The sequence below is a fragment of the Saccharothrix hoggarensis genome, assembly GCF_052936025.1.
On record NZ_CP193624.1, the window covers coordinates 3,369,482 to 3,393,230 of the forward strand.

At 73.5% G+C, this 23,749-nt stretch carries 15 protein-coding genes; 8 read left to right on the forward strand and 7 right to left on the reverse strand.

What is annotated here, in order from left to right; all coding sequences use genetic code 11:
• Window positions 1–76 precede the first annotated feature (76 nt).
• Both ACRAKH_RS15610 and ACRAKH_RS15615 read left to right on the forward strand, forming a co-directional pair.
• Entirely contained in the window at window positions 77–8,041 is a 7,965-nt protein-coding gene (locus ACRAKH_RS15610; protein ID WP_380723108.1) for an amino acid adenylation domain-containing protein, read from the forward strand.
• A 194-nt stretch (window positions 8,042–8,235) separates the two neighbouring features.
• Entirely contained in the window at window positions 8,236–9,264 is a 1,029-nt protein-coding gene (locus ACRAKH_RS15615) for a substrate-binding domain-containing protein (protein ID WP_380723106.1), read from the forward strand.
• A 63-nt stretch (window positions 9,265–9,327) separates the two neighbouring features.
• Here ACRAKH_RS15615 and ACRAKH_RS15620 read toward each other — a convergent pair whose 3' ends face one another.
• The 3 genes from ACRAKH_RS15620 to ACRAKH_RS15630 all read right to left on the reverse strand — a co-directional run bounded on the left by ACRAKH_RS15620 (window position 9,328) and on the right by ACRAKH_RS15630 (window position 12,039).
• The gene (locus ACRAKH_RS15620; protein ID WP_380723104.1) at window positions 9,328–9,957 is read right to left on the reverse strand and encodes a helix-turn-helix transcriptional regulator; all 630 of its coding nucleotides are present in this window, start codon (window positions 9,955–9,957) and stop codon (window positions 9,328–9,330) included.
• A gap of 87 nt (window positions 9,958–10,044) precedes the next feature.
• Window positions 10,045–10,224, reverse strand: coding sequence for a hypothetical protein (locus tag ACRAKH_RS15625; RefSeq protein WP_380723102.1), 180 nt, complete (start codon window positions 10,222–10,224; stop codon window positions 10,045–10,047).
• 783 nt (window positions 10,225–11,007) lie between these two features.
• Entirely contained in the window at window positions 11,008–12,039 is a 1,032-nt protein-coding gene (locus tag ACRAKH_RS15630; protein ID WP_380723100.1) for a helix-turn-helix transcriptional regulator, read from the reverse strand.
• Window positions 12,040–12,642: 603 nt separating this feature from the next.
• Between ACRAKH_RS15630 and ACRAKH_RS15635 the strand changes: the two genes are divergently transcribed.
• The 5 genes from ACRAKH_RS15635 to ACRAKH_RS15655 all read left to right on the forward strand — a co-directional run bounded on the left by ACRAKH_RS15635 (window position 12,643) and on the right by ACRAKH_RS15655 (window position 19,160).
• Complete coding sequence (locus tag ACRAKH_RS15635) at window positions 12,643–14,073, forward strand: acyl-CoA carboxylase subunit beta (RefSeq protein ID WP_447009900.1); 1,431 nt, start codon at window positions 12,643–12,645, stop codon at window positions 14,071–14,073.
• A 43-nt stretch (window positions 14,074–14,116) separates the two neighbouring features.
• A complete protein-coding gene (locus ACRAKH_RS15640; RefSeq protein WP_380723098.1) occupies window positions 14,117–14,533 on the forward strand; it encodes a cobalamin B12-binding domain-containing protein in 417 nt (138 codons plus the stop codon).
• Complete coding sequence (locus tag ACRAKH_RS15645) at window positions 14,530–15,837, forward strand: methylaspartate mutase (protein ID WP_380723096.1); 1,308 nt, start codon at window positions 14,530–14,532, stop codon at window positions 15,835–15,837. Before ACRAKH_RS15640 ends, ACRAKH_RS15645 begins: the two co-directional genes overlap by 4 nt.
• A 311-nt stretch (window positions 15,838–16,148) precedes the next feature.
• The gene (locus ACRAKH_RS15650) at window positions 16,149–17,066 is read left to right on the forward strand and encodes a hypothetical protein (protein WP_380723094.1); all 918 of its coding nucleotides are present in this window, start codon (window positions 16,149–16,151) and stop codon (window positions 17,064–17,066) included.
• A gap of 126 nt (window positions 17,067–17,192) precedes the next feature.
• Complete coding sequence (locus ACRAKH_RS15655; RefSeq protein WP_380723092.1) at window positions 17,193–19,160, forward strand: endo-1,4-beta-xylanase; 1,968 nt, start codon at window positions 17,193–17,195, stop codon at window positions 19,158–19,160.
• A 7-nt stretch (window positions 19,161–19,167) separates the two neighbouring features.
• Here ACRAKH_RS15655 and ACRAKH_RS15660 read toward each other — a convergent pair whose 3' ends face one another.
• A complete protein-coding gene (locus ACRAKH_RS15660; protein ID WP_380723090.1) occupies window positions 19,168–19,686 on the reverse strand; it encodes a hypothetical protein in 519 nt (172 codons plus the stop codon).
• A 207-nt stretch (window positions 19,687–19,893) separates the two neighbouring features.
• Between ACRAKH_RS15660 and ACRAKH_RS15665 the strand changes: the two genes are divergently transcribed.
• Complete coding sequence (locus ACRAKH_RS15665) at window positions 19,894–20,472, forward strand: superoxide dismutase (protein ID WP_380723088.1); 579 nt, start codon at window positions 19,894–19,896, stop codon at window positions 20,470–20,472.
• 152 nt (window positions 20,473–20,624) lie between these two features.
• Here the strand turns inward: ACRAKH_RS15665 and ACRAKH_RS15670 are convergent, their stop codons facing one another.
• The 3 genes from ACRAKH_RS15670 to ACRAKH_RS15680 all read right to left on the reverse strand — a co-directional run bounded on the left by ACRAKH_RS15670 (window position 20,625) and on the right by ACRAKH_RS15680 (window position 23,729).
• Window positions 20,625–21,842 carry an SGNH/GDSL hydrolase family protein gene (locus tag ACRAKH_RS15670; RefSeq protein WP_380723086.1) on the reverse strand — a complete coding sequence of 406 codons (1,218 nt, stop codon included), beginning with the start codon at window positions 21,840–21,842 and terminating at the stop codon, window positions 20,625–20,627.
• Between the two features lie 193 nt (window positions 21,843–22,035).
• Window positions 22,036–23,181, reverse strand: a complete 1,146-nt coding sequence (locus ACRAKH_RS15675; protein WP_380723084.1) for a glycosyltransferase — start codon at window positions 23,179–23,181, stop codon at window positions 22,036–22,038.
• Between the two features lie 77 nt (window positions 23,182–23,258).
• On the reverse strand, window positions 23,259–23,729 hold the full coding sequence (locus ACRAKH_RS15680; RefSeq protein WP_380723082.1) for a MarR family winged helix-turn-helix transcriptional regulator: 471 nt from the start codon (window positions 23,727–23,729) through the stop codon (window positions 23,259–23,261).
• Between the last annotated feature and the right edge of the window lie 20 nt (window positions 23,730–23,749).

Here is a 23,749-nt window from a genome sequence, read left to right on the forward strand (position 1 = left end):
CCGGCTGCCCGGCTCCGCGCGGGCGATCCCGTCGCCGGGCCCGGACCAGCATCGACCAGTTCGAGGGTGGACAACCATGCCAGAGACCGCACACGTGACGCCGCACCTCGAAGATCACGCGCCGGGACCGGCCGCGTTGGTCGAGCTGCTGACACCGGCCCAGCGGACGTCCGTGCTGTCCGACTGGAACGACACGGATCACCCGGCGCCGACCGAGGACCTGGCCCGGCTCTTCCAGCGCCAGGCCGCCGCGACGCCGCACGACACGGCCGTCGTCTGCCACGGCGACGCACTGTCCTTCGCGGACCTCAACGCCCGCGCGAACCGCCTGGCCCGCCTGCTCGTCGCGCACGGCGCGAAGCCGGAAACGTTGGTGGCGCTGGCACTGCCGCGCTCGGCCGACTTCGTGGTCGCGCTGCTCGCCGTGCTGAAGGCCGGCGCCGCGTACCTCCCGGTGGACATCGGCTACCCCGCCGAGCGGATCGCGTACCTCCTCGGCGACGCGAGCCCGGCCCTCCTGCTCACGTCGACCGCCGTCGCCGACCAGCTCCCGGAAGCGCACGACGGCGAGGTGCTCGTCCTCGACGACCCGGCCGTCGTGGACGCGCTCGCCGACCAACCCGGCGGCGACCTCGACGTCACCGCGGACCCCCTGCACCCCGCGTACGTCATCTACACGTCCGGCTCGACGGGCAAGCCGAAGGGCGTCGTCGTCTGCCACGGCGGCCTCACGAACCTGTACCTCAACTACCGGCTCAACGTCTTCGACCCGGTCGCCCACGGCGGACGGCTGCGGCTGCTGCACTCGGCGTCGTTCTCCTTCGACGCCTCGCTCAGCCCGATCGCGGGCATGGTCGCGGGCCACGAGCTGCACCTGCTGGACGACGACACCCGCCGGGACGCGGACGCCGTCGCCGAGTACATCGCCGAGCACCACGTCGACTACCTCGACCTCACCCCGACCTACTTCCACCAGCTGGCGTCCGTCGGCGTCCTCGACCCGCGCCGCCACGTGCCGGGCGCGATCAACCTGGGCGGCGAGGCCGTGCCGCAGGCGTTGTGGACGGACCTGGGCGCGCGGACCGACGTGGTCGGCTTCAACACGTACGGCCCGACGGAGTGCACGGTCGACGCGTTGTTCTGGCGGATCGCGGACAGCGCCACGCCGCTGATCGGCAAGCCGATCCGCAACACCCGCCTGTACGTGCTGGACGCGTCCCTGCGCGCCGTGCCGCCCGGCGTGACGGGTGAGCTGTACCTCGCCGGCGTCGGCGTGGCCCGCGGCTACCTGAACCGCCCGGGGCTGACCGCCGACCGGTTCGTCGCGGACCCGTTCGGCCCGCCCGGCAGCCGCATGTACCGCACCGGTGACCTGGTGAGCTGGACCGAGGACGGCACGCTCGACTTCACCGGCCGCGCCGACGACCAGGTGAAGATCCGCGGCTTCCGGATCGAGCTGGGCGAGATCGAGAACGTCCTGACCACGCACCCGGACGTGGCGCACGCCGCCGTCGTGGTGCGCGAGGACCGTCCGGGCGCCAAGCAGCTCGTCGCGTACGTCACGGCGGAGCCGGGCGGCTCGCTGCCGGACGCGGCGGTGCTGCGCAAGCACGTGGGCGAGGTGCTGCCGGAGCACATGGTGCCCGCCGCCGTCGTCGCCCTCGACGTGCTGCCGCTGACCCCGAACGGCAAGCTGGACCGCGCCGCCCTGCCCGTCCCCGACCTCGCCGTCACGACGAGCGCGGCCGAGCCGAGGACACCGCGCGAAGCCCTGCTGTGCGGGCTGTTCGCCGAGGTGCTCGGCCTGCAGAGGGTCGGGGTGGACGACAGCTTCTTCGACCTGGGCGGCGACAGCATCGTCGCGATCCAGCTGGTGAGCCGGGCCCGCCGGGCCGGTCTGCGGTTCAGCTCGCGCGACGTGTTCCAGCGCAAGACGGCCGAGGGGCTGGCCACGGTGGCGGTGGCCGCCGAGCAGGCGGTGGCCGAGCGCCCGGAGACCCGCGTCGGCCCCGTCACGCCGACGCCGATCATGCACTGGCTGCGCGAGTGGTCGGCCCCCAGCACGCGGTACAACCAGTCGATCCTCGTGCGGGTGCCCGCCGACCTCGGCCACGACCGGCTCGTCACGGCCGTCGGCGCGCTGCTGGACCGGCACGACGCCCTGCGCATGCGGGTGCTCCACACGCCCGGCACGGCCGGGCTGACCGCCGAGATCCCGCCCGCCGACGCCGTCACCGCGGCCGACCACGTGCGCCGGGTGGACGTCTCCGGCATCGCGGATGACCGGTGGGACGCCGTGGTCGCCGAGTGGACCGACCGGGCGGAACGGGAACTCGACCTGGCGGCGGGCGAGCTGCTGCGGGCCGTGTGGTTCGACGCGGGCCCCGAGCGGTCGGGCCGGTTGTTGCTGCTGGTGCACCACATCGTCGTGGACGGCGTGTCGTGGCGCATCCTGCTCGGCGACCTCACCGCCGCCTGGCAGGCGCTCGACCGGGGCGACCGGCCCGCGCTGGAACCGGTGCCCACGTCGTTCCGGGGCTGGGCCGAGCGGTTGGCCGGGCACGCGAACGACCCGGCCCGCGCCGCCGAACTCCCGCTGTGGACGGAGATCCTCGCGGGTTCCGGCGCGACCGAACCCGCGCTCACGGCCCGGCCGCTGGACCCGGCGCGCGACGTGGCCGCGACCCTGCGCACGCTGACCGTCGACCTGCCCGCCGACCGGACCGCGCCCCTGCTGACCACCCTGCCCGCCGCGTTCCACGCGGGCGTCAACGACGTGCTGCTGGCCGCGTTCACGCTCGCGGTGGTGGACTGGCGGCGTCGGCGCCGGGGCGCCGGCGGCGCCGACGTGCTGATCGACGTCGAGGGCCACGGCCGCGAGGACGTCCTGGACGGCGTCGACCTGTCCCGCACGGTCGGCTGGTTCACCAGCGTCTTCCCGGTCCGCCTCGACGCGGGCGAGACCGACCTGGCGCGTGTCGCGGCGGGCGGCGACGGCGCCGCCAAGGCCGTCAAGCGGGTCAAGGAGCAGCTGGCGGCGTTGCCGGACAAGGGGATCGGCTTCGGCCTGCTGCGCTACCTCAACCCCGCGACGGGACCGGCGCTGGCCGCGTTCCCCGAGCCCGAGGTGTGCTTCAACTACCTCGGCCGCTTCCCGGTCGACGCGGACGCCGACTGGACCATGACGGGCGGCCAGGACGTGCTGGACAACGGCATGGACCCGGCGCTGCCGCTGCCGTACGCGCTGGAAGTCAACGCGATGACCCGCGACCACGCGGACGGGCCGCGGTTGAGCGCCACCTGGTCGTGGGCCGGGGAGGCGTTGTCGGAGGACGAGGTCGCCGACCTCGCCGCGTCGTGGTTCGCCGCGCTGGACGCGCTGGTGACCCGCGCCGGCACGGGCGGCCGCACGCCCTCGGACTTCCCGCTGGTCGCGTTGTCGCAGGACGAGGTCGAGCGGCTGGAAGCGGACGTGCCCGCGCTGGACGACGTGCTGCCGCTGTCGCCGTTGCAGGAGGGCCTGCTGTTCCACACCCTCTACGACGAGGGCGGGCTCGACGTCTACGTCGGGCAGACCGTGATCGACCTCGACGGCGAGGTGGACGCGGCCGCCCTGCGCGCCGCCTGCCAGGCGCTGCTGGACCGGCACCCGACCCTGCGCGCCGGGTTCCGGCACACCGACGCGGGCGTGCCCGTGCAGTTCGTGCCAAGCGCCGTCGAGCTGCCGTGGCACGAGGTCAACCTGTCCACCATGGACGCCAAGGCGCACGACGAGGTGCTGGCCGCGCTGCTGGCCCAGGACCAGCGCACCGGCTTCGACCCGGCCCGCCCGCCGCTGCTGCGCGGCACCCTGATCCACCTCGCGCCCACCAGGCACCGGCTGCTCCTGACCAGCCACCACATCCTGATGGACGGCTGGTCCACCCCGCTGATCACCCGCGACCTCCTCGCGCTGTACGCGGGGGAGGGCGCCACCCTGCCGCCGGCCGGGCGCTATCGCGACCACCTGGCGTGGCTGGCCGCGCAGGACCGGCGGGCGGCCGAGGAGGCGTGGCGCACGGCGTTGGCCGGCGTGGAGGAGCCGACCCGGATCGCGCCCGAGGCGGCCGGACGGGCGGCCGTGCTGCCCGAGCAGATCACCACCGAGCTGTCCGCCGACCTCACCGCGCGGCTGCGCGGTCGCATCCGCGGGCACGGCCTCACCGTCAACACCGTGCTGCAGGGGCTGTGGGGCCTGCTCCTGGGCCGCCTCACCGGCCGCACGGACGTCGTCTTCGGCACGACGGTGTCCGGCCGCCCGCCGGAGCTGCCCGGCGTCGAGGACATGGTGGGCCTGTTCATCAACACGCTGCCGGTCCGGGTCGCGGTCGACCCGCGCGAGTCGCTGGTCGAGCTGCTGGTCCGCGTGCAGGACGAGCAGGCGGCGCTGATGCCGCACCAGCACCTCGGCCTGACCGACATCCAGCGGCTCGCCGGCGTCGGCGAGCTGTTCGACACCACCACGATGGTGGAGAACTACCCGTTCGAGGCGCAGTCCGGCCCGGCCGGCACGCCGCGCGTCACGCGGGTGGAGGACCGCGACACCAGCCACTACCCGCTGGCCGTCGTGCTCACGCCGGGCGACCGGCTGCGGGTGCGGCTGGACTACCGGTCCGACGTCGTCGACGCCGACACCGTGCACGCCGTGCTGCGGCGGTTCCTGCGGCTGGTCGACGTCCTGGTCGAGGCCGGCGGGACCCCGGTCGGGCGGCTCGACGTGCTCGACCCCGCGGAACGCCGGCTGGTGCTGGAGGAGTGGAACGACACGGCGGCCGACGTGGGCGCGGCCACCGTGCCCGAGCTGTTCGCCGCGCGGGTGCGGTGGGACGGGTCCGCGCCGGCCGTGCTGTGCGGCGACGAGGAGATCTCGTACGCCGAGCTGGACGACCGCGCCGCCCGCCTGGCGCGCCTCCTGACCGACCGCGGCATCGGCCCGGAGCGGTTCGTGGCGGTGGCCGTGCCGAGGTCCGTCGACATGGTGGTCGCGCTGGTCGCCGTGCTGAAGGCGGGCGCGGCGTACCTGCCCGTCGACCCCGACTACCCGCGCGACCGCATCGCCTACATGCTCGACGACGCCCGGCCCGCCCTGGTGCTCACCACGTCGGCCGTCGCGGACCGGCTGCCGGACGGCGCGGCGACCCTGCTGCTGGACGACCCGGCCACGCTCGCCCTGCGCCACACCGCCGAACCCGCCGAGAACCCCGACGTGCGTCCCGCGCACCCCGCGTACCTGATCTACACGTCCGGCTCGACCGGCCGCCCGAAGGGTGTCGTCGTCACCCACCAGGGTGTCGCGAGCCTCCTCGCCACGCAGGTGGAGAAGTTCGACGTCGGCCCCGGCAGCCGCGTGCTCCAGTTCTCGTCGCCGAGCTTCGACGCGGCGTTCTGGGAGCTGTGCATGTCGCTGCTGTCCGGCGCGGCGCTCGTGGTGGCCGCGCCGGACCGGCTGGCGCCCGGCGACCCGCTGACCGACCTGCTGCGCGCGCACCGCGTCACGCACGCCACCATCCCGCCCGTCGCGCTGGCCGCGATGCCCGCCGAGGACGACCTGATCCCCGGCGGCACGCTGGTCGTGGCGGGCGAGGCGAGCACCACCGAGCTGGTGGCCCGGTGGTCCGCGGGCCGCCGCATGATCAACGCCTACGGGCCGACCGAGTCGACCGTGTGCGCGTCGATGAGCGAGCCGCTGACCGGCGCGACGACACCGCCGATCGGCAGGCCGATCACGAACACCCGCCTGTACGTGCTGGACGACAACCTCCTGCCGGTGGCGCCCGGCGTGCGGGGCGAGCTGTACATCGCCGGGGCGGGCCTGGCCCGCGGCTACCTGAACCGGCCCGACCTGACCGCCGGGCGGTTCGTCGCCGACCCGTTCGGCCCTCCCGGCAGCCGCATGTACCGCAGCGGCGACGTGGTCCGCGCCCTCCCGGACGGCGAGCTGGTCTTCTGCGGCCGGGCCGACCACCAGGTGAAGATCCGCGGCTTCCGGATCGAGCTGGGCGAGGTCGAGTCGGTGCTGGCCCGCCACCCGCGGGTGGCCGAGGTGACCGCGCAGGTGCGGGAGGACCGCCCCGGCGTGAAGCAGCTCGTCGCGTACGTCGTGCCGCGCGGCGACGCCCCGGTGGAGGTCGCCGACCTGCGCCGGCACGTCGCCGAGGCGTTGCCCGACTACATGACGCCCGGCGCGTTCGTGGTGCTGGCCGCGTTGCCGCAGACCCCGAACGGCAAGCTGGACCGGGCCGCGCTGCCCGCGCCGGACCTGTCCACCGCGGCGGGGGGCCGGGCCGCCCGGACACCCGCCGAGCGGACCTTGTGCGACCTGTTCGCCGACCTGCTCGGCGTGCCGGGCGTGGGCGCGGACGACAGCTTCTTCGAGCTGGGCGGCGACAGCATCGTGTCCATCCAGCTGGTCAGCCGGGCGCGCAAGGCGGGTTTGGAGCTGACCCCGCGCGAGGTGTTCGAGCACAAGACGCCCGAACGCCTCGCCGCCGTCGCCCGCGTGACCGACACCGGACAGCCGACCGTCGCCGACATCGGCGTGGGCGCCGTGCCGCCGACGCCGGTGATGCGGTGGCTGCGCGACCGCGGCGGGCCGGTCGACCGGTTCAACCAGTCGATGCTGCTGCACGTGCCCGCCGACCTGGGCGAGGACCTGCTCGTCGGTGCGGTGCAGGCCGTGCTGGACCGGCACGACGCCCTGCGCGCCCGGCTCGACCACGCCGACTGGACGTTGCACGTGCCCGAGCCGGGCGCGGTCCGCGCGGACGACAAGGTGCGGCGCGTCGACGTCAGCGGCACGGCGGACCTCCGCGCGGTCGTCGCCGAGCACACCGCCGCCGCGGCGGCACGCCTCGACCCCGGCGCGGGCAACCTGGTGCAGGTGGTGTGGTTCGACGCCGGCCCCGACCGCCCCGGACGGCTGCTGGTCACCGCGCACCACCTCGTGGTGGACGGCGTCTCGTGGCGGATCGTGGTGCCCGACCTCGCCGCCGCGTGGCAGGCCCTCGCGGTCGGCCGCACGCCCCGGCTGGAGCCCGTCGGCACGTCGCTGCGCACGTGGTCGGAACGGCTCGGGGCCGCCGCCCGCGACGCGGAGCGGGCCGCCGAGCTGCCGTTGTGGACGGACGTCCTCGGCGGACCGGACCCCCTGCTCGGCGTCGGCCCGCTGGACCTGGCGCGGGACGTGATGTCCACCGGCCGCGCGCTGACCCGCGTGCTGCCGACCGACGCCACCACCCGGCTGCTGACGAGCGTGCCCGCCGCCTACCACGCCGGCGTCAACGACGTGCTGCTCACGGGCCTCGCGCTGGCCGTCGGCGACTGGCGGCGCAGGCGGTCGCACGGCGGCGACGGCACCGTCCTGCTGGACCTGGAGGGTCACGGCCGGGAGGAGCAGGTGGCGGGCGCCGACCTGTCACGCACGGTCGGGTGGTTCACCAGCCTGTACCCGGCGCGGCTCGACCCCGGCGTGCGGAACTGGAACGACGTGTGGCGCGGTGGCAAGCAGCTGGGCGACGTCCTCAAGCGGGTGAAGGAGCAGCTGCGGGCGTTGCCGGACAACGGGATCGGGTACGGGCTGCTGCGCCACCTGGCGCCGGACGGCGCCCGCGTGCCGGCGGACCTGCCGGAGCCGCAGCTCGGGTTCAACTACCTGGGCCGGTTCCCCGTGGTGGACGGCGAGGCCGACTGGACGGCGGCGGCGGAGGCCGACCCGCTGGGCAGCGGCGGCGACCCGGCGATGCCGATGACCCACGTGCTGGAGGTCAACGCCCACACCGAGGACCACGTGGACGGACCGCGCCTGGTCGCGGAGTGGACGTGGCCCGCCCGCCTGCTGTCGGAGGCGGAGGTCGCGGACCTCGCCGACACCTGGCTGCGCGCGCTCGACGTGTTGGCCCACCTGGACGACGAGCCCGACACCGGCGGTCACACCCCGTCCGACCTGTCCCTCGTGACGCTCTCCCAGGCGGAGATCGACCTCCTGGAGGCCGACTGGTCCTGATCGGACCGGAACGCGCGCGTCCCACGCCCTGGAACGGGTTCGGGATCGCGCGCGTTCCGGAACCGGCCGGCCCCTCCCGACGTCGAACGCGGCACACACAGAGGTGCGGCTTCCGGTTGGAGCGCTCTAACGGCGCACCCCGGACACCGCGACGCGTCGACCGCTCACGTGGCGACGCCCACGGGAGGTTGTCGATGGCGCAGTCACCACGACCCGGCGCTCCGGTCACGGTCGCCCAGGTCGGGATGCACGCCGGTGTGTCGCGGCAGACCGTGGCGGCCGTGCTCGCCACCCCGAACCAGGTCGAGCCCCACGTCCGGGACCGCGTGCTGGCGTCCATCGAGGCCCTCGGCTACCGGCCGGACCGCGGCGGGCGGACCCCGAACGCCCGGTCGGCCGGACTGGTCGGCTACGGGATGTCCGCGCGGGTCGCGCCCACGTCGATCATGAGCCAGTTCCCGCGGGCGCTGGCGCGGGCGGTCGAGGACGTCGGCCGCCACATGCTGCTGTTCACCACGCCCGAAGACCCCGAGAACGTCGACGCGTTCGACGAGCTCCTGGCGCAGCGGGCCGTGGACGCGTTCGTGCTGACCGACACCGTGCGCGACGACCCGCGGCACCTGTGGCTCACCGAGCGGAACGTGCCGTTCGTGGTGTTCGGGCGGACGTGGCCGACCAACGGCGCCCAGCCGGGGCTGTGGGTCGACGTGGACGGCGCGGGCGCGTGCGCCCGGCTGGTCGCGGGACTGCACCGGATCGGCCACCGCCGCGTCGGGCTGGTCGGGTTGACCGTGCCGACGGTGGCGGTGCTCGACCGGGTCGCCGGGTGGCGGGCGGGCTGCGAGCGGCACGACCTGCCGTCGGGCGACGACCTGGTGGTGGCGGCGGACGCGGACTGCCCGGAGGCGGGCGAGGCGGCGGCACGCGCGTTGCTCGACTCGGCCGACCCGCCGACCGCGATCATGGCGGTGAGCGACACGCTGGCCGTCGGGGTGCTGCGGGAGGTGCGCCGGCGCGGTGGGTGTCCGGGCGAGGACATCGCGGTCACCGGCTTCGACGACTCGCCGGCCGCGTCCGTGGTGGAAGGCGGGCTCACCACCGTGCGGCAGCCGCTGGACCAGGTCGCCGCCGCGCTCGTGGAGCTGCTCGGCACGGGGGACCGGCGGCGTGGCGTACTGCTGCCGGGCGAGGTCGTGAGCCGCGGCAGCGCGCCGATCGGCTAACCGGCCGGCCGGGCGCCGCCCGTCCCGTCGACGAGGGCGACGGCGACGGGACAGGCGGGGAAATCAGACGAGGCCGAGCCGGGCGGCGCGCACGCCCGCCTGGAACCGGCTGCGGGCGTCCATGTGCGTCATGGTCGAGGCGACGTCGTTGCGCACGGTCCGCACGCTGACGCCGATGCGCCTCGCGACGGCTTCGTCGGTCAGGCCCTCGGCGAGCAGCTGGAGCACCAGCTCGCTGCGGGACGGGCCGTGGCCGGAGGACTCGGCGACGGTGGCGCTGCGCACCGGCCGTGCGCGTTCCCACAGGCGGTCGGCGAATCGGCACAGGGATTCCAGCGCGGACGACGTCCGCACCAGTTCGGGCTGCCGGTCGTCCAGGAGGACGCCGACCTGGCGGTCCATGATCACGGCCCGGACGGGCACGTGGTGCGCCGCCCGCGGCACGACGCCGCGAGCGCCGAGCCACCGGGCGAACGCCACCACCGGCGCCTGGTCGACGAACTCGGACGCCCACACGACGCGCAACTGCCCGCCGCGGCGCAGCACGCCGTCCATCACCTGGCTGGAGAACTCGAACGAGTCCGGGGTGTACGCCGGAACCAACAGGAGCACTTCCCGCCGAATCCCGACCAGCAGGTGTTCGACGGCGGTAAACGCGGAGTCGGGCAGTTGCCCGGTTGCGGAGTCAGTCATTCATCGTCCCTCGGCCAGCGGAAGGAGTCGTGGTGCGGAAGATTGTTGAATTCGAAAACACCTGGCGCTCGGCACGGCGGCCGTCGATCAGACCGGGCGGTGCCCGGTCGGCCAGAAGAGGCCGCTCTGGTAGCTGACCGAGGCGAGGACGGTGGTCTCGGCGCCGGCCGGGGTGGTGGGCGCGAGGCCGTCCGTCCAGAGGGACGTGGCGGAGAAGGCTGTGGTTGCCAGTGTGACGGAGACCAGAACGCGACGGAGGTTCGGCACGGGTCACTCCCTTGTGAGTTTTATTCGCATCCCCTTTTGGGGGTGGGCTGACACGAATAATCAAATCCACCCGGCGCCGTCGGTGGCCAGGGATGCGCGGTGTCCGAACCCGGCCGGCGGCTGTCAAAAATTGGCCACGGGAGGCGCGGGGAGCGGCGTCTCAAATGGAGAGTTGAACTCTCGGTGGCCGGGACGCGTACGTCCAGGATTCCTTCAACACCACGGCGAAATCTGTGATCGGCCGCGTCCGGCCCCGGAAAAAACGGCCGGCCGCGACGGGCGTCCGTTTCCGGACAGGCCGGGATGTGACAGGCCGGCGTGCCGTCCGCGCGGCAGGGGGTCGGCCAGAATGGGGCTCGGCTGGGGGAGAGCCGTGGAGAGGATGCCGCATGCGATCCAGGTGCGACGGGGACGACGATGACGAGAGGTCATCCGGCCTGCCACCGCCCCCGGGACCGTCGGAGGAGGGCCGTGCCGAGGACGATCCCCGGAACGGCGGCCACGACGGAAATCGACGACGGGAAGAACCGCCGGAGGATCCGCCCGAGCCCCCGTTGCCCTACTGGGTCGACCCGAATTGGTAACCCGCGGCGGCGGCCACGACGGTCGCCGCACGACGACGACCGCGACCGGCGCCGGAAAAATCGGCGCGCGGAAGATCGTTCGGGAAGATCGTTCCCGGACGGTCGTCCGCGCGAAAATCGACGCCCGAAGATCCTTCCCGGAAGCTCGGGGCCGGAAAAATCGCACCCGAAAATCGGGGCGGGGTAACGACAACCGGCGTCAGCCGGAGCCCGTGCCGCCCTGCTCGTTGGGCAGGGTGATGAGGTTGGCCCGGGCCGCGGCGACGCCGAGTTGGAACCTGGTCTCGATGTTGAGCCGTTCGAACAACGTGTTGAGGTAGCGCCGCAGGGTCCGGGTCGAGATCGCCAACCGCCGGGCGATCGCCTCGTCGGTCTTGCCCAGGGCGAGGTCGGACAGGATCGCGAGCTCGATGTCCTCGAACACGGCCTCGTCGTACTCGATGGAGTTGACCGGCTGCGCCCGCTCCCAGATGTGCTCGAAGATGTGGGACAGGAAGTCGAGGATCACCGGGTCGCGCAGGATGGCCGCGCCCGGACCCTGCCCGGGCGGCAGCGGCACCAGCGCGATCTGCCCGTCCAGCAGGATCATCCGGGACGGCGGCATCGCGGCCGTGCGCACGTCGCCGCCGAGGTCCTGCAGCAGCCGCATGTACTGGACCGCCTCGGACTGCCGCCGCGCCGAGTGCGGCCACACCACCCGGTACGTCACGCCGCGTTCCAGCAGCGACCGGTCGAGGTCGGACCCGGCGCGCAGCACCTCGACCGGCGCCATCGTCGGGTGCACCGCGAGGACCTCGTTCTGCGCCTGCTTGGCCAGGTCGTCCAGCCGCCGGCGCACCTCGTCCCCGCCGCGCACCATCTCGGTGCTCGACTGGAGGTGCTGCTTGCGGTACGCGTCCTGGTAGAGCGACGTGAAGCCGCCCAACGTCTGCCGGACCTCGTTGCCCCACCGCATCAGGTTGTGCACCTGCGCCTGCATCGGGCCGAGGACCTCGGCCGCCGCCGCGTCAGGGGACACGGCCTCCCACTGCTCGCGGTTGGCGAGCGTCGGGCGCACCAGCCGGTACTCGGCAAGGCTGTGCAGCGCCCGGTTCACGGCCTCGATGGACTGCCCGGTGGCGGCGGCGCACTCCTCCGCGCCGGCCGGACCGTCCAACAGGAACCGGTAGATGTCGATGAAGTCCTGCTCCACCTCGCGGGTGGTGTCGAACTGCGGCCAGTCGCCATCCACGTCGTCACCCCAGTGTCCGCTCCGCCAACAGCATGCCGGTAGCCCGCCGGGAACGACCGGACGACGCAGTCGCGACTACGGCGTCCGGGGTAGCGGTGCGAGCACTTCGACCAGCCGGATTCGTGCCGACGGGCGTGCGGCTGGTCGCCTGTGGTTCGCATGCTGTTCATGGCGGGCGGTGTACATGACGGCACGGACCGTACACGGCCGGAGTAACGGAACGACGGACACGCATCGTCATCCCGCATAAGAAAAGCCTATGGCCACGGCGTTGTCGCGTGCACACCGGGTGAACCGGACCCGGCGGGGTGGGGGTGGCCCGCCGGGTCCGGTCCGCTCCGGGGTCCCGGCCGTGGCGGCGCGTGACGGAACAGCGGCGTCAGCTGACCGTGCCGCCGGTGCCCGGCGCAACGAAAGTGCAGCAACCGGCAATGTCCTTGTGCCCCAACGGTCGTCCGGGCCGGACCGCCGTCGTCACTGCATGTAATTGCAAGGACATTGATCGCCCGGTCCGGCGCTCGTGACACTGGCGTCCACCTCATCGAAGCGGCTGATGCCTTCGGCGGCGAGCAGGTTGTCCACAACACACCCGTGGAGCTGATGATGACCGTCCTGACCGACCGGCCGCCCGCCGATCACGGTGTCGAGGCGTCCGACCCGCGCAGTCCGCACGTGCGGCTGCGTGGACTGCTCGACCCCGGCGCGTTCGTCCCGTTGCACGCCGAGGACGCTTCGGGCGTCCTCGCCGTGCGCGGGCGGATCGACGGCTCGCCGGTGATCGCCTACTGCACCGACGGAACGCGCATGGGCGGCGCGATGGGCGGCGAGGGCTGCCGGCACATCGTGGACGCCATCGAGACCGCCGTGCGGGAGGGCTGCCCGGTCGTCGGCGTGTGGCACTCCGGCGGCGCCCGGCTCGCCGAGGGCGTCGAGGCGCTGGACGCCGTGGGCCACGTGTTCGCGGCGATGATCCGCGCCTCCGGCCGGGTGCCGCAGGTCTCCGTGGTCGTCGGTCCCGCGGCGGGAGGCGCGGCCTACGGCCCGGCGCTCACCGACGTCGTCGTGATGTCCCCGGCCGGCAAGGTGTTCGTCACCGGGCCGGACGTGGTCCGCAGCGTCACCGGCGAGCAGATCGACATGGACGGCCTGGGCGGCGCGGAGGCGCACGGCCGCAAGTCCGGCGTGGTCCACGTGATCGCCGAGGACGAGCCCGACGCCTACGTGAGGGCTCGTCGCATCACCGGCCTGCTGTCCCGTCCGGTGAAGTTCGACCTGTCCACCTCCGACGTCCCCGTCACCGACCCGTCCGGCCTCCTCCCGGAGTCACCCCGCCGGGCCTACGACGTCAAGCCGGTGATCCGGGCGGTCCTCGACGACGACTCGTTCGAGGAGCTCCAGGCCAAGTGGGCGCCCAACGTCGTCATCGGCCTGGGGGAGCTGGCGGGCGCGCCGGTCGGCGTGATCGCCAACAACCCGTTGCGCAAGGGCGGGTGCCTCGACTCGCTCTCCGCGGAGAAGGCGTCCCGGTTCGTGCGCATGTGCGACTCGTTCGGCGTGCCGCTGGTGGTCCTGGTCGACGTGCCGGGCTACCTGCCCGGCGTCGGCCAGGAGTGGGGCGGCGTGGTGCGGCGGGGCGCGAAGCTCCTGCACGCCTTCGCCGAGGCGGTCGTGCCGAGGGTGACCCTGGTGCTGCGCAAGTCCTACGGCGGCGCGTACATCGCGATGAACGCCCGGTGCCTCGGCGCCACGGCGGTGTTCGCCTGGCCCGGCGCCGAGGTCGCGGTGATGGGCGCGAAGGCCGCCGTCGGCATCCTGCACCGCAAGAAGCTCGCCGCGACACCGGAGCCGGACCGCGCCGAGGTGGAGGCCGCGCTGATCGTCGAGCAGGAACGCGTCGCGGGCGGCGTGCACCGGGCGATGGAGATCGGCGTCGTCGACGAGGTGATCGAGCCGGCGCTGACCCGGCGCAAGCTCGCCGAGGCCCTGGCGAACGCGCCCGCGCGGCGCGGCGCGCACGGCAACATCCCGCTCTAGGAGAACGATGAGAGTCCTTGCGCCACGCAAGCCTAAGGTCCTGTTGTCCAGCGTCTCGTCGGACTCGCACACGTGGAACCTGGTGTTCCTGCAACTGCTCTTGGAGGAGAGCGGGCACGAGGTGGTGAACGTCGGCGCGTGCGTGCCGGACGACCTGCTCATCTCGGAGTGCGTCGCCCACCGGCCGGACGCGGTGGTGATCAGCACGGTGAACGGCCACGGCCACGTGGACGGCAAGCGGCTGATCGGCCGCCTCCGCGACGTGCCGGAGCTGCGCGGCCTGCCGGTGGTGATCGGCGGCAAGTTCGGCGTCGCCGGCGCCGCCGACCGCGGGTACGCCGCCGAACTCGCGGCGGCCGGCTTCGACGCGGTGTTCCAGGACAGCTCGGACGTCCGGGGGTTCCTCGGGTTCATCGAGTCCGCCCTGCCACCCGCGTCGGTGGAAGCAGGGGTGGGATGACCACGCCCGCGCGACCCTCGTTCGCCGGCCACGTCCGCGCCGTCGCGGCCCGCGGCGGCCTCGTCGTCCAGCCGCGCATGGGTTTCGCCGACCCGCAGCGGATGCTCGCGGGCCTGCTGGCCACCAAGCACGCCGACGCCACGACGGCGGGCACCATCACGCTGGACAGCTACACCCGGGTCGGCGACTTCGCCGCGGTGCGGGCGGCGCTGGCCGACGGCGTCGACCTCAACGGGTACCCGATCGCGAGCCTCGACCCGTTCATCACGCTGTCCGTGCTGGACGGCGTCGGTCACCCGGGGTTCCCGGTGCAGGTGCGGCACGGCAGCGCGTTGCCGTCGGCCGTGTTCGACGCCATGGTGGGGCTCGGCCTCGACGCCACCGAGGGCGGCCCGGCGTCGTACTGCCTGCCGTACAGCCGGGTGCCGCTCACCCGGGCCGTGCAGAGCTGGGCGTCGTGCTGCGAGCGGTTCGCCGAGCTGGGCGAACTGGGCTTCGAGCCGCACCTGGAGAGCTTCGGCGGGTGCATGCTCGGGCAGCTCTGCCCGCCCAGCCTGCTGGTCGCGATCACCGTGCTGGAGGGCCTGTTCTTCCGCCGGCACGGCCTGACCAGCGTCTCGCTCAGCCTCGCCCAGCAGACGCACGCGGGGCAGGACCTGGAGGCGTTGCACGCGCTGCACGCGCTCGCCGCCGAGCACCTGTCCGATGTGGACTGGCACGTGGTGCTGTACGCGTACATGGGCGTGTACCCGCGCAGCAGGCGGGGCGCCCTGAGGCTGCTCGGCGACGCGGCGGCCCTGGCCGTGCGCGGCGGGGCGGCCCGGCTGATCGTCAAGACGGTCGCGGAGGCGTACCGCATCCCGACCGTCGCGGAGAACGTGGAGGCGCTGGAGTTCGCGGCGGGTGTCGCCGCGCGCACGACCGTCGACCTCGTGCCGGAGGACACCGGCCTGCTCGCGGAGGCGAGGGCGCTGGTGGACGCCGTCTTGGAGCTGGACGCCGACGTCGGCAAGGCGATCGTCCGGGCGTTCGCGTTCGGGTACCTCGACGTGCCGTACTGCCTGCACGCGGACAACATGGGCCGGGCCCGCAGCTACCTCGACGACTCCGGTCGGCTGAGGTGGTCCTCGGTCGGCCGGATGCCGATCCGGGCCGACGGGGGAGGGGAGCGGGGCGCGCTGTCGAGCGCGGACCTGCTGGGCGCGTTGCGGGTGGTCGAGCGCCGGTACGACGAGGGCGAGCCGGACGCGTTCCCCGACCCGGGGCCGGACTTCCACGACCGGCGGATCGGCAACCGGGCCTGACCCGCTGTCGACCTCGGGAAGGGCGAGCGGGGGCCGGACTGCCACCGGCCCCCGCTCCTCCCCGTCACCCGGTGAACGTCACGTCGCTGCAGAAGTAGTACTCGGGTGGTGCTTCGGGCACGCTTCGTTCTGGGAGCGCTCCCAGTTCACATCGTGACAATGTGAGTGCGCCGCGCGAAGGAAGACTGTGGTCCAAATGGCCGCATGCGGACCGCACGGTCACCGCTCCGGCACCGCGCGTGTGCGGTGGTAACGGATGGCGTGCCGCTCCGATGCCCAGGCGTACGTCCGTTGAGCGTCAGGAGTGGGTCGTGAACGAGAACTCGTCGGCGGGTCTGGTGCTGTTACCCGGTGAAGTGCCCGTCACCGTCACGCGGGAGGAGCACCACCAGGCCGTGTTGTCCCGGTACCCCGTCGCGCCGGGCTCGCACCGGCAGGTCGCCGTCGAACTGGCCTGGTGCACCATCGGCGCGGGGAAGTACCGGGGCGAGGCCGCGATCGAGGTCCGCCTCGACGGCTACCGGGTCGGCGAGCTGACCTACCTGATGTCGCGCCGGTACGCGGGGCTGCTCGCCCAGGTGACGGCGCAGGGCGGCCGGCCCGGCTGCGAGGCGTTCGTGCAGCAGGGCGCCCGCGGGCTGGAGATCGTGCTCCGCCTCCCGCGCGACGCCGAGGGCATCGTCCCCGTGGCGCACCCGACAGCCGTCCCCGTGGCGCACCCGGCGGCGCCGAAGGCGTCCCGCCGTCCGATGTGGATCGCCGCCGCCGCCGTGGTCTTCGTGTTCGTCCTCATCGGCGCGTTGACGGACAACGACGACCCGCCGTCGTCGACGAACACGGCGGCCGACCTCGGCACCGCCACGACCACCACGACGACCACGGCTCCGCGCACGACCACCACCGTCCCGACCACGACCACGACGACCACCACCACGACCACCACGACGACGACCACCACCACGACCGTGGCCCCGGCTCCCGTCGCGCCGCCCGCCGTGAAGACGACGACGAAGCCCGCGACCCAGGCGCCTCCGCCCCCGCCGCCGGCGCCCGCGCCCGCCCCCAAGTGCGACCCGAACTACGACGGCTGCGTGCCCATCGCGTCCGACGTCGACTGCGCGGGCGGCAGCGGCAACGGCCCCGCCTACGTGCGCGGACCGGTCCGCATCATCGGCACGGACATCTACGGCCTCGACGGCAACGACAACGACGGCATCGGCTGCGAGTGACCGTCCCGGCGCCGGCCGGTTGGGCTGAACGGCGGCCGGCCGGCACCGGACAAGGCTCCCTATAGTCCCGGCGAGAAGGCTCTGGGAGCGCTCCCGGAGCGCGCCCGACGGGAAGAGGGATTCTCGATGAGGAGAGTTCTCGCCGGTGTGCTCGCGACCTCGGTCGTGGCCGGCCTGGTCACGATGGCGGTGCACGCGAGCCCGCGAGCGGTCGCGGCCGACGAGCCGGTGGTCGTCGTGTCGAGCACGTTCGACGACGGCACGGCCCAGGGCTGGACCTCCCGCGCCTCCGAGGTGGTCGCGCCGAGCACCGCCGTCGCGCGCGGCGGCACGCACAGCCTCGCCGTCACCGGCCGCACGCAGGGCTGGCAGGGGCCCACCCTCGACGTGCTCGACGACGTGCGCAAGGGCATCCGCTACGACCTGTCGGTCTGGGTGCGCCTCGCGGCGGGCGAGGCGGCGACGCAGGCCCGCCTGTCGGTCGAGCGGCGCACCGCCGGCACGCCGAGCTACGACCAGGTCGTCGGCGACACCGCCGTGACCGCGGACGGCTGGGTCAACCTGCGCGGCACCTACACGCTCGCCCACGACGTCGACTTCCTCGCCGTGTACGTCGAGGCGACCGGCGCCACGACGTCGTTCCACATCGACGACTTCGGCATGTCCTACACGCCGCTGCCGCCGATCCAGACGGACATCCCGTCGGTGAAGGACGTGCTGGCGGACCACTTCGCCGTGGGCGCGGCGGTCGAGGGCGCGCAAACGCTCAACAACCACGGGCAGTTGCTCGCCAAGCACTTCAACTCGATCACCCCCGGCAACGCGCTCAAGTGGGACGCCACGGAGCCGTCCGAGGGCACGTTCCGCTTCGCCGACGCGGACGCGCTCGTCACGTGGGCCAAGGCCAACGGCACGGCCGTGCGCGGGCACACGCTGGTCTGGCACCAGCAGACCCCGGCGTGGGTGTTCCGGGACGCGGCGGGCAACGACCTGACGGCGACGCCGGAGAGCAAGGCGCTCGTGCTCGCCCGCCTCGACGCGCACATCCGCGCCGTCGTCGGCCACTACGGCGCCGACATCCCGGTGTGGGACGTGGTGAACGAGGTCATCGACGAGAGCCAGCCCGACGGCCTGCGGCGCAGCAAGTGGTTCGAGCTCACCGGGCTGGACTACCTCCGCACCGCGTTCCGGGTGGCGCGCGAGGTCGCGCCCGACGCCCAGCTCGTGATCAACGACTACAACACGAACGTCCCGTCCAAGCGCGACAAGCTGTACGACCTGGTGGTCAAGCTGCGCGCCGAGGGCGTGCCGATCGACGCGGTGGGCCACCAGATGCACATCAACGTGCAGTGGCCGTCGGTCGCGGAGACCGAGGCGATGCTGGCGAAGTTCGCGCCGCTGGGCGTGGACCAGCAGATCACCGAGATGGACATCTCGATCTACACCGACAACAGCCAGTCGTACCCGACCCCGCCGCGCGACGTGCTGCTCACCCAGGCCTACCGCTACCGCGACCTGTTCGCCCTGTACAAGCGGTACTCCGACAAGATCAGCTCGGTGACGCTGTGGGGCCTCGCCGACGACGGCACGTGGCTGGACTCGTTCCCGGTGACCCGCAAGGACCACCCGCTCCTGTTCGACACGCGCCTGCAGGCGAAGGACGCCTACTGGGGCGTGGTGGACCCGAGCCGGATCGGCCAGACCACCACGACCACGACCACGACGTCCACGACGACGTCCACGACGACGACCGTCACGCTCACGTTGCCGCCGGCGCCGTGCGCGGTCGCCTACACGACCGTCAGCCAGTGGCAGGGCGGCTTCCAGGGTGAGGTCCGCGTCGTCAACCGCGGGTCGGGCCCCATCTCGCCGTGGACGGTCGGCTGGTCCTTTGCGGACGGTCAGCAGATCAGCCAGCTGTGGAACGGCGTCCACACGCAGAACGGGGCCGCGGTGAGCGTCCGCAACGCGTCCTGGAACGGCACCATCCCGCCCGGCGGCTCGGTGACGTTCGGGTTCATCGGCAAGTGGTCGGGCGCCAACGGCAAGCCGACCGCGTTCACCCTCAACGGGAACCGCTGCCAGGCGCTGTGACGACGGATCAGCCCTCGACGATCCGGTGGTAGCGCACGGCGGTGTAGTCCGCCGCCGTGGCCGCCCGCCACGCGCGTTCGACGGGCGGCGCGCCGTCGGGGCCGGTCTGCTCGCGCACGACCGGCTCCGACTTCGCCGCGTCGGCCCAGCGCACGAACAGCGCGGCGTGGTAGGAGTTGACGAGCGCGTCACCCGGCATCAGCTCGGCGTGGGCGATCGCGGTGGACACCTCGCGCAACGTCACCGTGGTGCGGGAGTGGCTGAGGCCCCAGGCCATCGACACGTACCCGGAGCAGTCGGTGCGGTAGCTGCCGTAGGCGTTCTCGTGACACGCGTCCTGGCTGTACGGGACCTGCGCGTCGAGCCACGACTGCGACCGCGCCAACGCCTCGCTGCGGGTGGTGGCGCGGTCCTCCGCCGTCGTGCCGCACGTGACGGCGGTGGGCGACCCGTCCGCCGCGAGGGCGGTCGGCGCGTGGAACGCCGCGGTGCAGGCGAGGACGGCCAGAAGCGCACGGGTGTTCATCGAACCCTCCCGTTCCCGGTGTGCCGCAGGCCTTTCCGGTCGCCGCGCCCGCGGCCCTCTTCGGTTCGGGGCTTCCCGCCGCGGTGGTGGTCATCGCCGAACCACCCGGCCGGGTGGTTCGGCGATGACGTTCGGGTGTCGTCCGGTTTCACGGCGGGGCGCGGGGGTAGTCGCTCGGCGTCCCAGCGGCCGTGGAAGGGAATCGGCATGCGCATCGTCATCGTCGTCGCCGCGCTCGTCGCGGCGGCGGGGTGCGCCGGCAGCGGCGCGACGGACACCGGGCCGTCGGAGGTCAACACCCGGCAGACCGGGGTGCTGGCGGAGGTCGACGCGGCGGAGACGGCGTTCACCTACGACCCGACCGCCGCGCCCATCGGCGCGCAGCTGGAGCTGGAGGTGGTCGAGGGTGAGGGCAGGACGACCGTCCGCCTGACCGCCGACCGCCTCCAGCCGGACCGCGGCTACGCCGTCCACGCGCACACCGACCCGTGCGGGCCGAAGGGCACCGACGCCGGGCCGCACTACCAGCACGAGGTCGACCCCGCGGCGACCCCGGAACGGCCCTCCGTCGACCCCGCGTACGCCAACCCGCAGAACGAGATCTGGCTCGACCTGGCCACCGACCGGCAGGGCAACGGCACGGCGGAGACCACGGTGCCGTTCACGTTCGGCGACCGGGTGCCGGCGTCGATCGTGCTGCACGAGCAGCCGCACACGGAGACCGAGGCGGGCCGCGCGGGCAGTGCCGGCGGCCGGGTCGCCTGCGTCACCGCCCCGTTCCGCTGACGCGGGGTGGCCGGCCGGGTCGCCCGTTCTCCGTGCCACCGCGTGCCGTTGCGCCGCGTGCCTGTGCACCGTGCCGCCGGGTGTGGTGCCGCCGTGCCGTGTGCCGCCGTGCCGTCCGGGGTGTCGAGGAATCCCCGGACGGCACGGGAGTATCAGCGCTCCAGCAGCATCGCCAGGTCGACGGCGTTCGCCATGGCTTCCGTGCCCGCGTCGATCGGGTGCAGGTGGTCGCCGCTGTCATAGGCCGGGTTCAGGGTGGCCGGGTCGCCGGGGACGGCCGTCGCGGCGGCGAAGTCGACCACGCCGTCGAACTCGCCCGACGTCCGGATCCAGTCGTTCAGCGCCCGCCAGGTCGCCTCCCGCTCCTCCGTCCAGATGAACGAGCCCTTGAACGGCAGCACCGTGCCGCCGTACACCTTCACGCCCGCGGCCCGCGCCTGCGCGATCACGTTGCGGTGACCCGCGATCAGGTTCTCCGCCGACGCGCTGTAGCCGATGTCGTTGACCGCCTCCAGCAGGATCACGGCCTTCACCCCGGTCTGCGACAGCACGTCCCGCTGCACGCGCGTGACGCCCGCTACGCCCCAGTACGGCTCGTCGCGGTCGGCGATGAGGCGGTTGCCGCCCAGTCCCGCGTTCACCACGGACAGGGTCCGGCCGGGCACCGCGTCGAGCCGCCGGGCCAGGAAGTCCGGCCAGCGGCGGTTGGTGTTGCCGGTGGTGGCGGCGGTGTCGGTGATCGAGTCGCCGAACGCCACCACCGTCCCGGCGACGCGCTTGGCGGGCGCGACGTCCACGCCGTTCACGACCATCCAGCACGGCGTGCCCTGGAACCCGCCGGACAGCGCGCCGGTCCGGTCGCCCGACGCCAGGTAGTTGCCCTGCGCGGTGAACGGGTGGTTGGTCAGCGGTCCGGTGGCGTGCGGCACGTACGCGCTGACCAGCAACGTGGACAGCGCCTTCACGTCCAGCCGCACCGGGTCGCTGAAGACCTCCCGGCCGGCGGGCACGGTGACGGCCCGCCGGCCTTGGAACGTCAGCGTGCGCAGCGTGCCGGGCACGGCCGCGTCACCCTCCGCCTGGACCGCGACCGACGCCCGCCCCACCTGCAACGGCGTGGCGCCGAACGCGTTGGTCAGCCGCACCCGCACCGACTCCCCGCCGGCGCTGAGGAACACGACGTTGCGCACGGTCTGGTCCTCCAGCCCGCGGCCCGCCGGGCAGTCGCTCCACGGGATCTCGCTGCCCACCACGGGACTCGCCGCCCAGCCGGCCACCCAGGGCTTGCCGTGCGCGGCAGCGGCCGGTTGCACCGCCGCGGTCGCCACGAGGGCCGCGATCACGGCCAACTTCCCCACGTGCCTTGCCATGAAGGTCTCCCAACGCCGGTCGTCAGTGCTGGCGAGGCCGACCGTGGCAGCGATCAAATTAACCGGTCAAGCAGACCACGACGAGCGGTGTGAGTACTGCGACGAGTGGTCCGGCTTACGTGTTAAGCACCTCGTGCCCGACGGGGACCGGGCACGAGGCGGGGATCAGGTGCAGTGGGTCAGGAGCAGTGGGTCACGCGTAGTGGGGCAGCCGGCGGGCCACGTCGTGCGGCGACGGCATGGCGGCCACCTCGGCGGCGATCGCCTTCGCCGCGTCGCGCACGGCCTCGTCGGCGAGCAGGCGCCGGGCGGTGGCGGTGATCGCCTCGGCGGTCACGTCCGCGCCGATCAACCGGTCGCCCAGGCCCGCCGTGACCACCGCGTCCGCGTTGTCGAACTGGTCGGCACCCTGCGGCAGGAGGAGTTGCGGCACGCCCGCGCCGAACGTGCCCAGCGTCGTGCCGCTGCCGCCGTGGTGCACGACGAGGTCGACGTGCGGCAGGAGGTCGGCCTGCGGCACCCACGCCCGCACGTCCACGTTGGCGGGCAGGTCGCCGAGCGCGGCGATGTCCACGGTCGGTCCGGCGGCCACGAGCACGCGGGCGTCCAGCCTGGCGAGCCCGGCGACGGCCGTGCGCAACACGCCCGCCTCGCCGAACGCGGTGCCCAGCGTCAGGTAGACAACCGGTTCGCGGTGTTCGAGGACCCAGGCCGGCAGCTCACCCGGCTCGGCGAACGGCACCGGCCGCAGCTCGATCCGGTCCGTCGCCGTCGCCAGGAACACCGGGTCCTGCACCGAGGGCGGGCAGATGTCGAGGTAGGGGTTGCCGAGGGTCATGGGGGCCTCGCCCGGCAGGTCCACGCCGAGGTCGGCGGCGACGGCGGACAGGTGGTCGAGGACGACGCCGCCGAGTTCCTCGGCCTGCCACGCGCGGCCGAACGAGTGGCACACCGCGGGCACGTCCGCGACGCGTGCGGCCAGGCCGGCGCCGGGGTTGCCCACCTCGTGCACGACCAGGTCGGGCTTGCGGTCGGCGATGACCGGCGCGACGTCGGCGGCGAAGCGGCGCGGCAGCACGTCACCGAAGAGGAACGCGATCTGCTCGGGCCGCACTTCCTGCGCCTGGACTCCCTCGGCGCCGCCGAACGCGGACTCGAACGCCTCGCGCAGGTCCAGTCCGCCGGCGACGTGGTCGACGCCGTGCCGGGTTAACGCGCCGGCGAACGCCACGCCGGTGACGAAGGTGACGTCGTGTCCCGCCTCGCGCGCGGCGATCGCGAGCGGGATCAGGGGGTACGTGTGGCCGTGGGCTCCGAGGCTGGAGAAGAGGATTCGCACTGGTCCGAGCGTAGCGAAATCTTTTCCACACCGGGTGAATTTTGTCCGTTCGGCGCACTTCCCCGACGAGGTGAAGATCACTCGTGACGCGGTGGCGAGGCCAGGCCCGCCCGCACCGCCACGGTCGCGTCGATGCTCGCGGCCAGGAACCGCGCCACGACCTCGCGGTCCGCGTCGTCGAACCCCTCCCACGCGCGGGTGAACGCCTCGTCGAGCGGGACGAAGAAGCGGCGGCCCAGCTCCAGCGCCTTGTCGGGGACGCGCAGCTCGACCTTGCGCCGGTCGTGCGGGCTCCGGACGCGCTCGACGTGCCCGGACGCCTCCAGCCGGTCGAGCACGGACGTCGTCGCGGACGCGCTCAGGTGCAGCGCGGCGGCCAGCCGGCTCGGCGACATCGGCTCGCCGGACCACCTCGCGTCCATGATCACCGCGAGCGCGTTGAGGTCGGTGCGGTGCATCCCCTGCTTCTCGCCGAACATCTCCGCGAACCGGTCGGTTTCGACCGTGAGCTGCCGGAGCAACCTGACGAGGGCCGAGTTGTCGACCATGTGCCCTCCCGTATTGTTTC

Excerpts from the sequence above, each read along its gene's own strand:
- ACRAKH_RS15635 (WP_447009900.1), top strand. The coding sequence starts at position 12,643 with ATGACCGTCCTGACCGACCGGCCGCCCGCCGATCACGGTGTCGAGGCG.
- ACRAKH_RS15620 (WP_380723104.1), bottom strand. The coding sequence starts at position 9,957 with ATGACTGACTCCGCAACCGGGCAACTGCCCGACTCCGCGTTTACCGCC.
- ACRAKH_RS15660 (WP_380723090.1), bottom strand. The coding sequence starts at position 19,686 with ATGAACACCCGTGCGCTTCTGGCCGTCCTCGCCTGCACCGCGGCGTTC.
- ACRAKH_RS15655 (WP_380723092.1), top strand. The coding sequence starts at position 17,193 with ATGAGGAGAGTTCTCGCCGGTGTGCTCGCGACCTCGGTCGTGGCCGGC.
- ACRAKH_RS15610 (WP_380723108.1), top strand. The coding sequence starts at position 77 with ATGCCAGAGACCGCACACGTGACGCCGCACCTCGAAGATCACGCGCCG.
- ACRAKH_RS15665 (WP_380723088.1), top strand. The coding sequence starts at position 19,894 with ATGCGCATCGTCATCGTCGTCGCCGCGCTCGTCGCGGCGGCGGGGTGC.
- ACRAKH_RS15680 (WP_380723082.1), bottom strand. The coding sequence starts at position 23,729 with ATGGTCGACAACTCGGCCCTCGTCAGGTTGCTCCGGCAGCTCACGGTC.
- ACRAKH_RS15670 (WP_380723086.1), bottom strand. The coding sequence starts at position 21,842 with ATGGCAAGGCACGTGGGGAAGTTGGCCGTGATCGCGGCCCTCGTGGCG.
- ACRAKH_RS15615 (WP_380723106.1), top strand. The coding sequence starts at position 8,236 with ATGGCGCAGTCACCACGACCCGGCGCTCCGGTCACGGTCGCCCAGGTC.
- ACRAKH_RS15645 (WP_380723096.1), top strand. The coding sequence starts at position 14,530 with ATGACCACGCCCGCGCGACCCTCGTTCGCCGGCCACGTCCGCGCCGTC.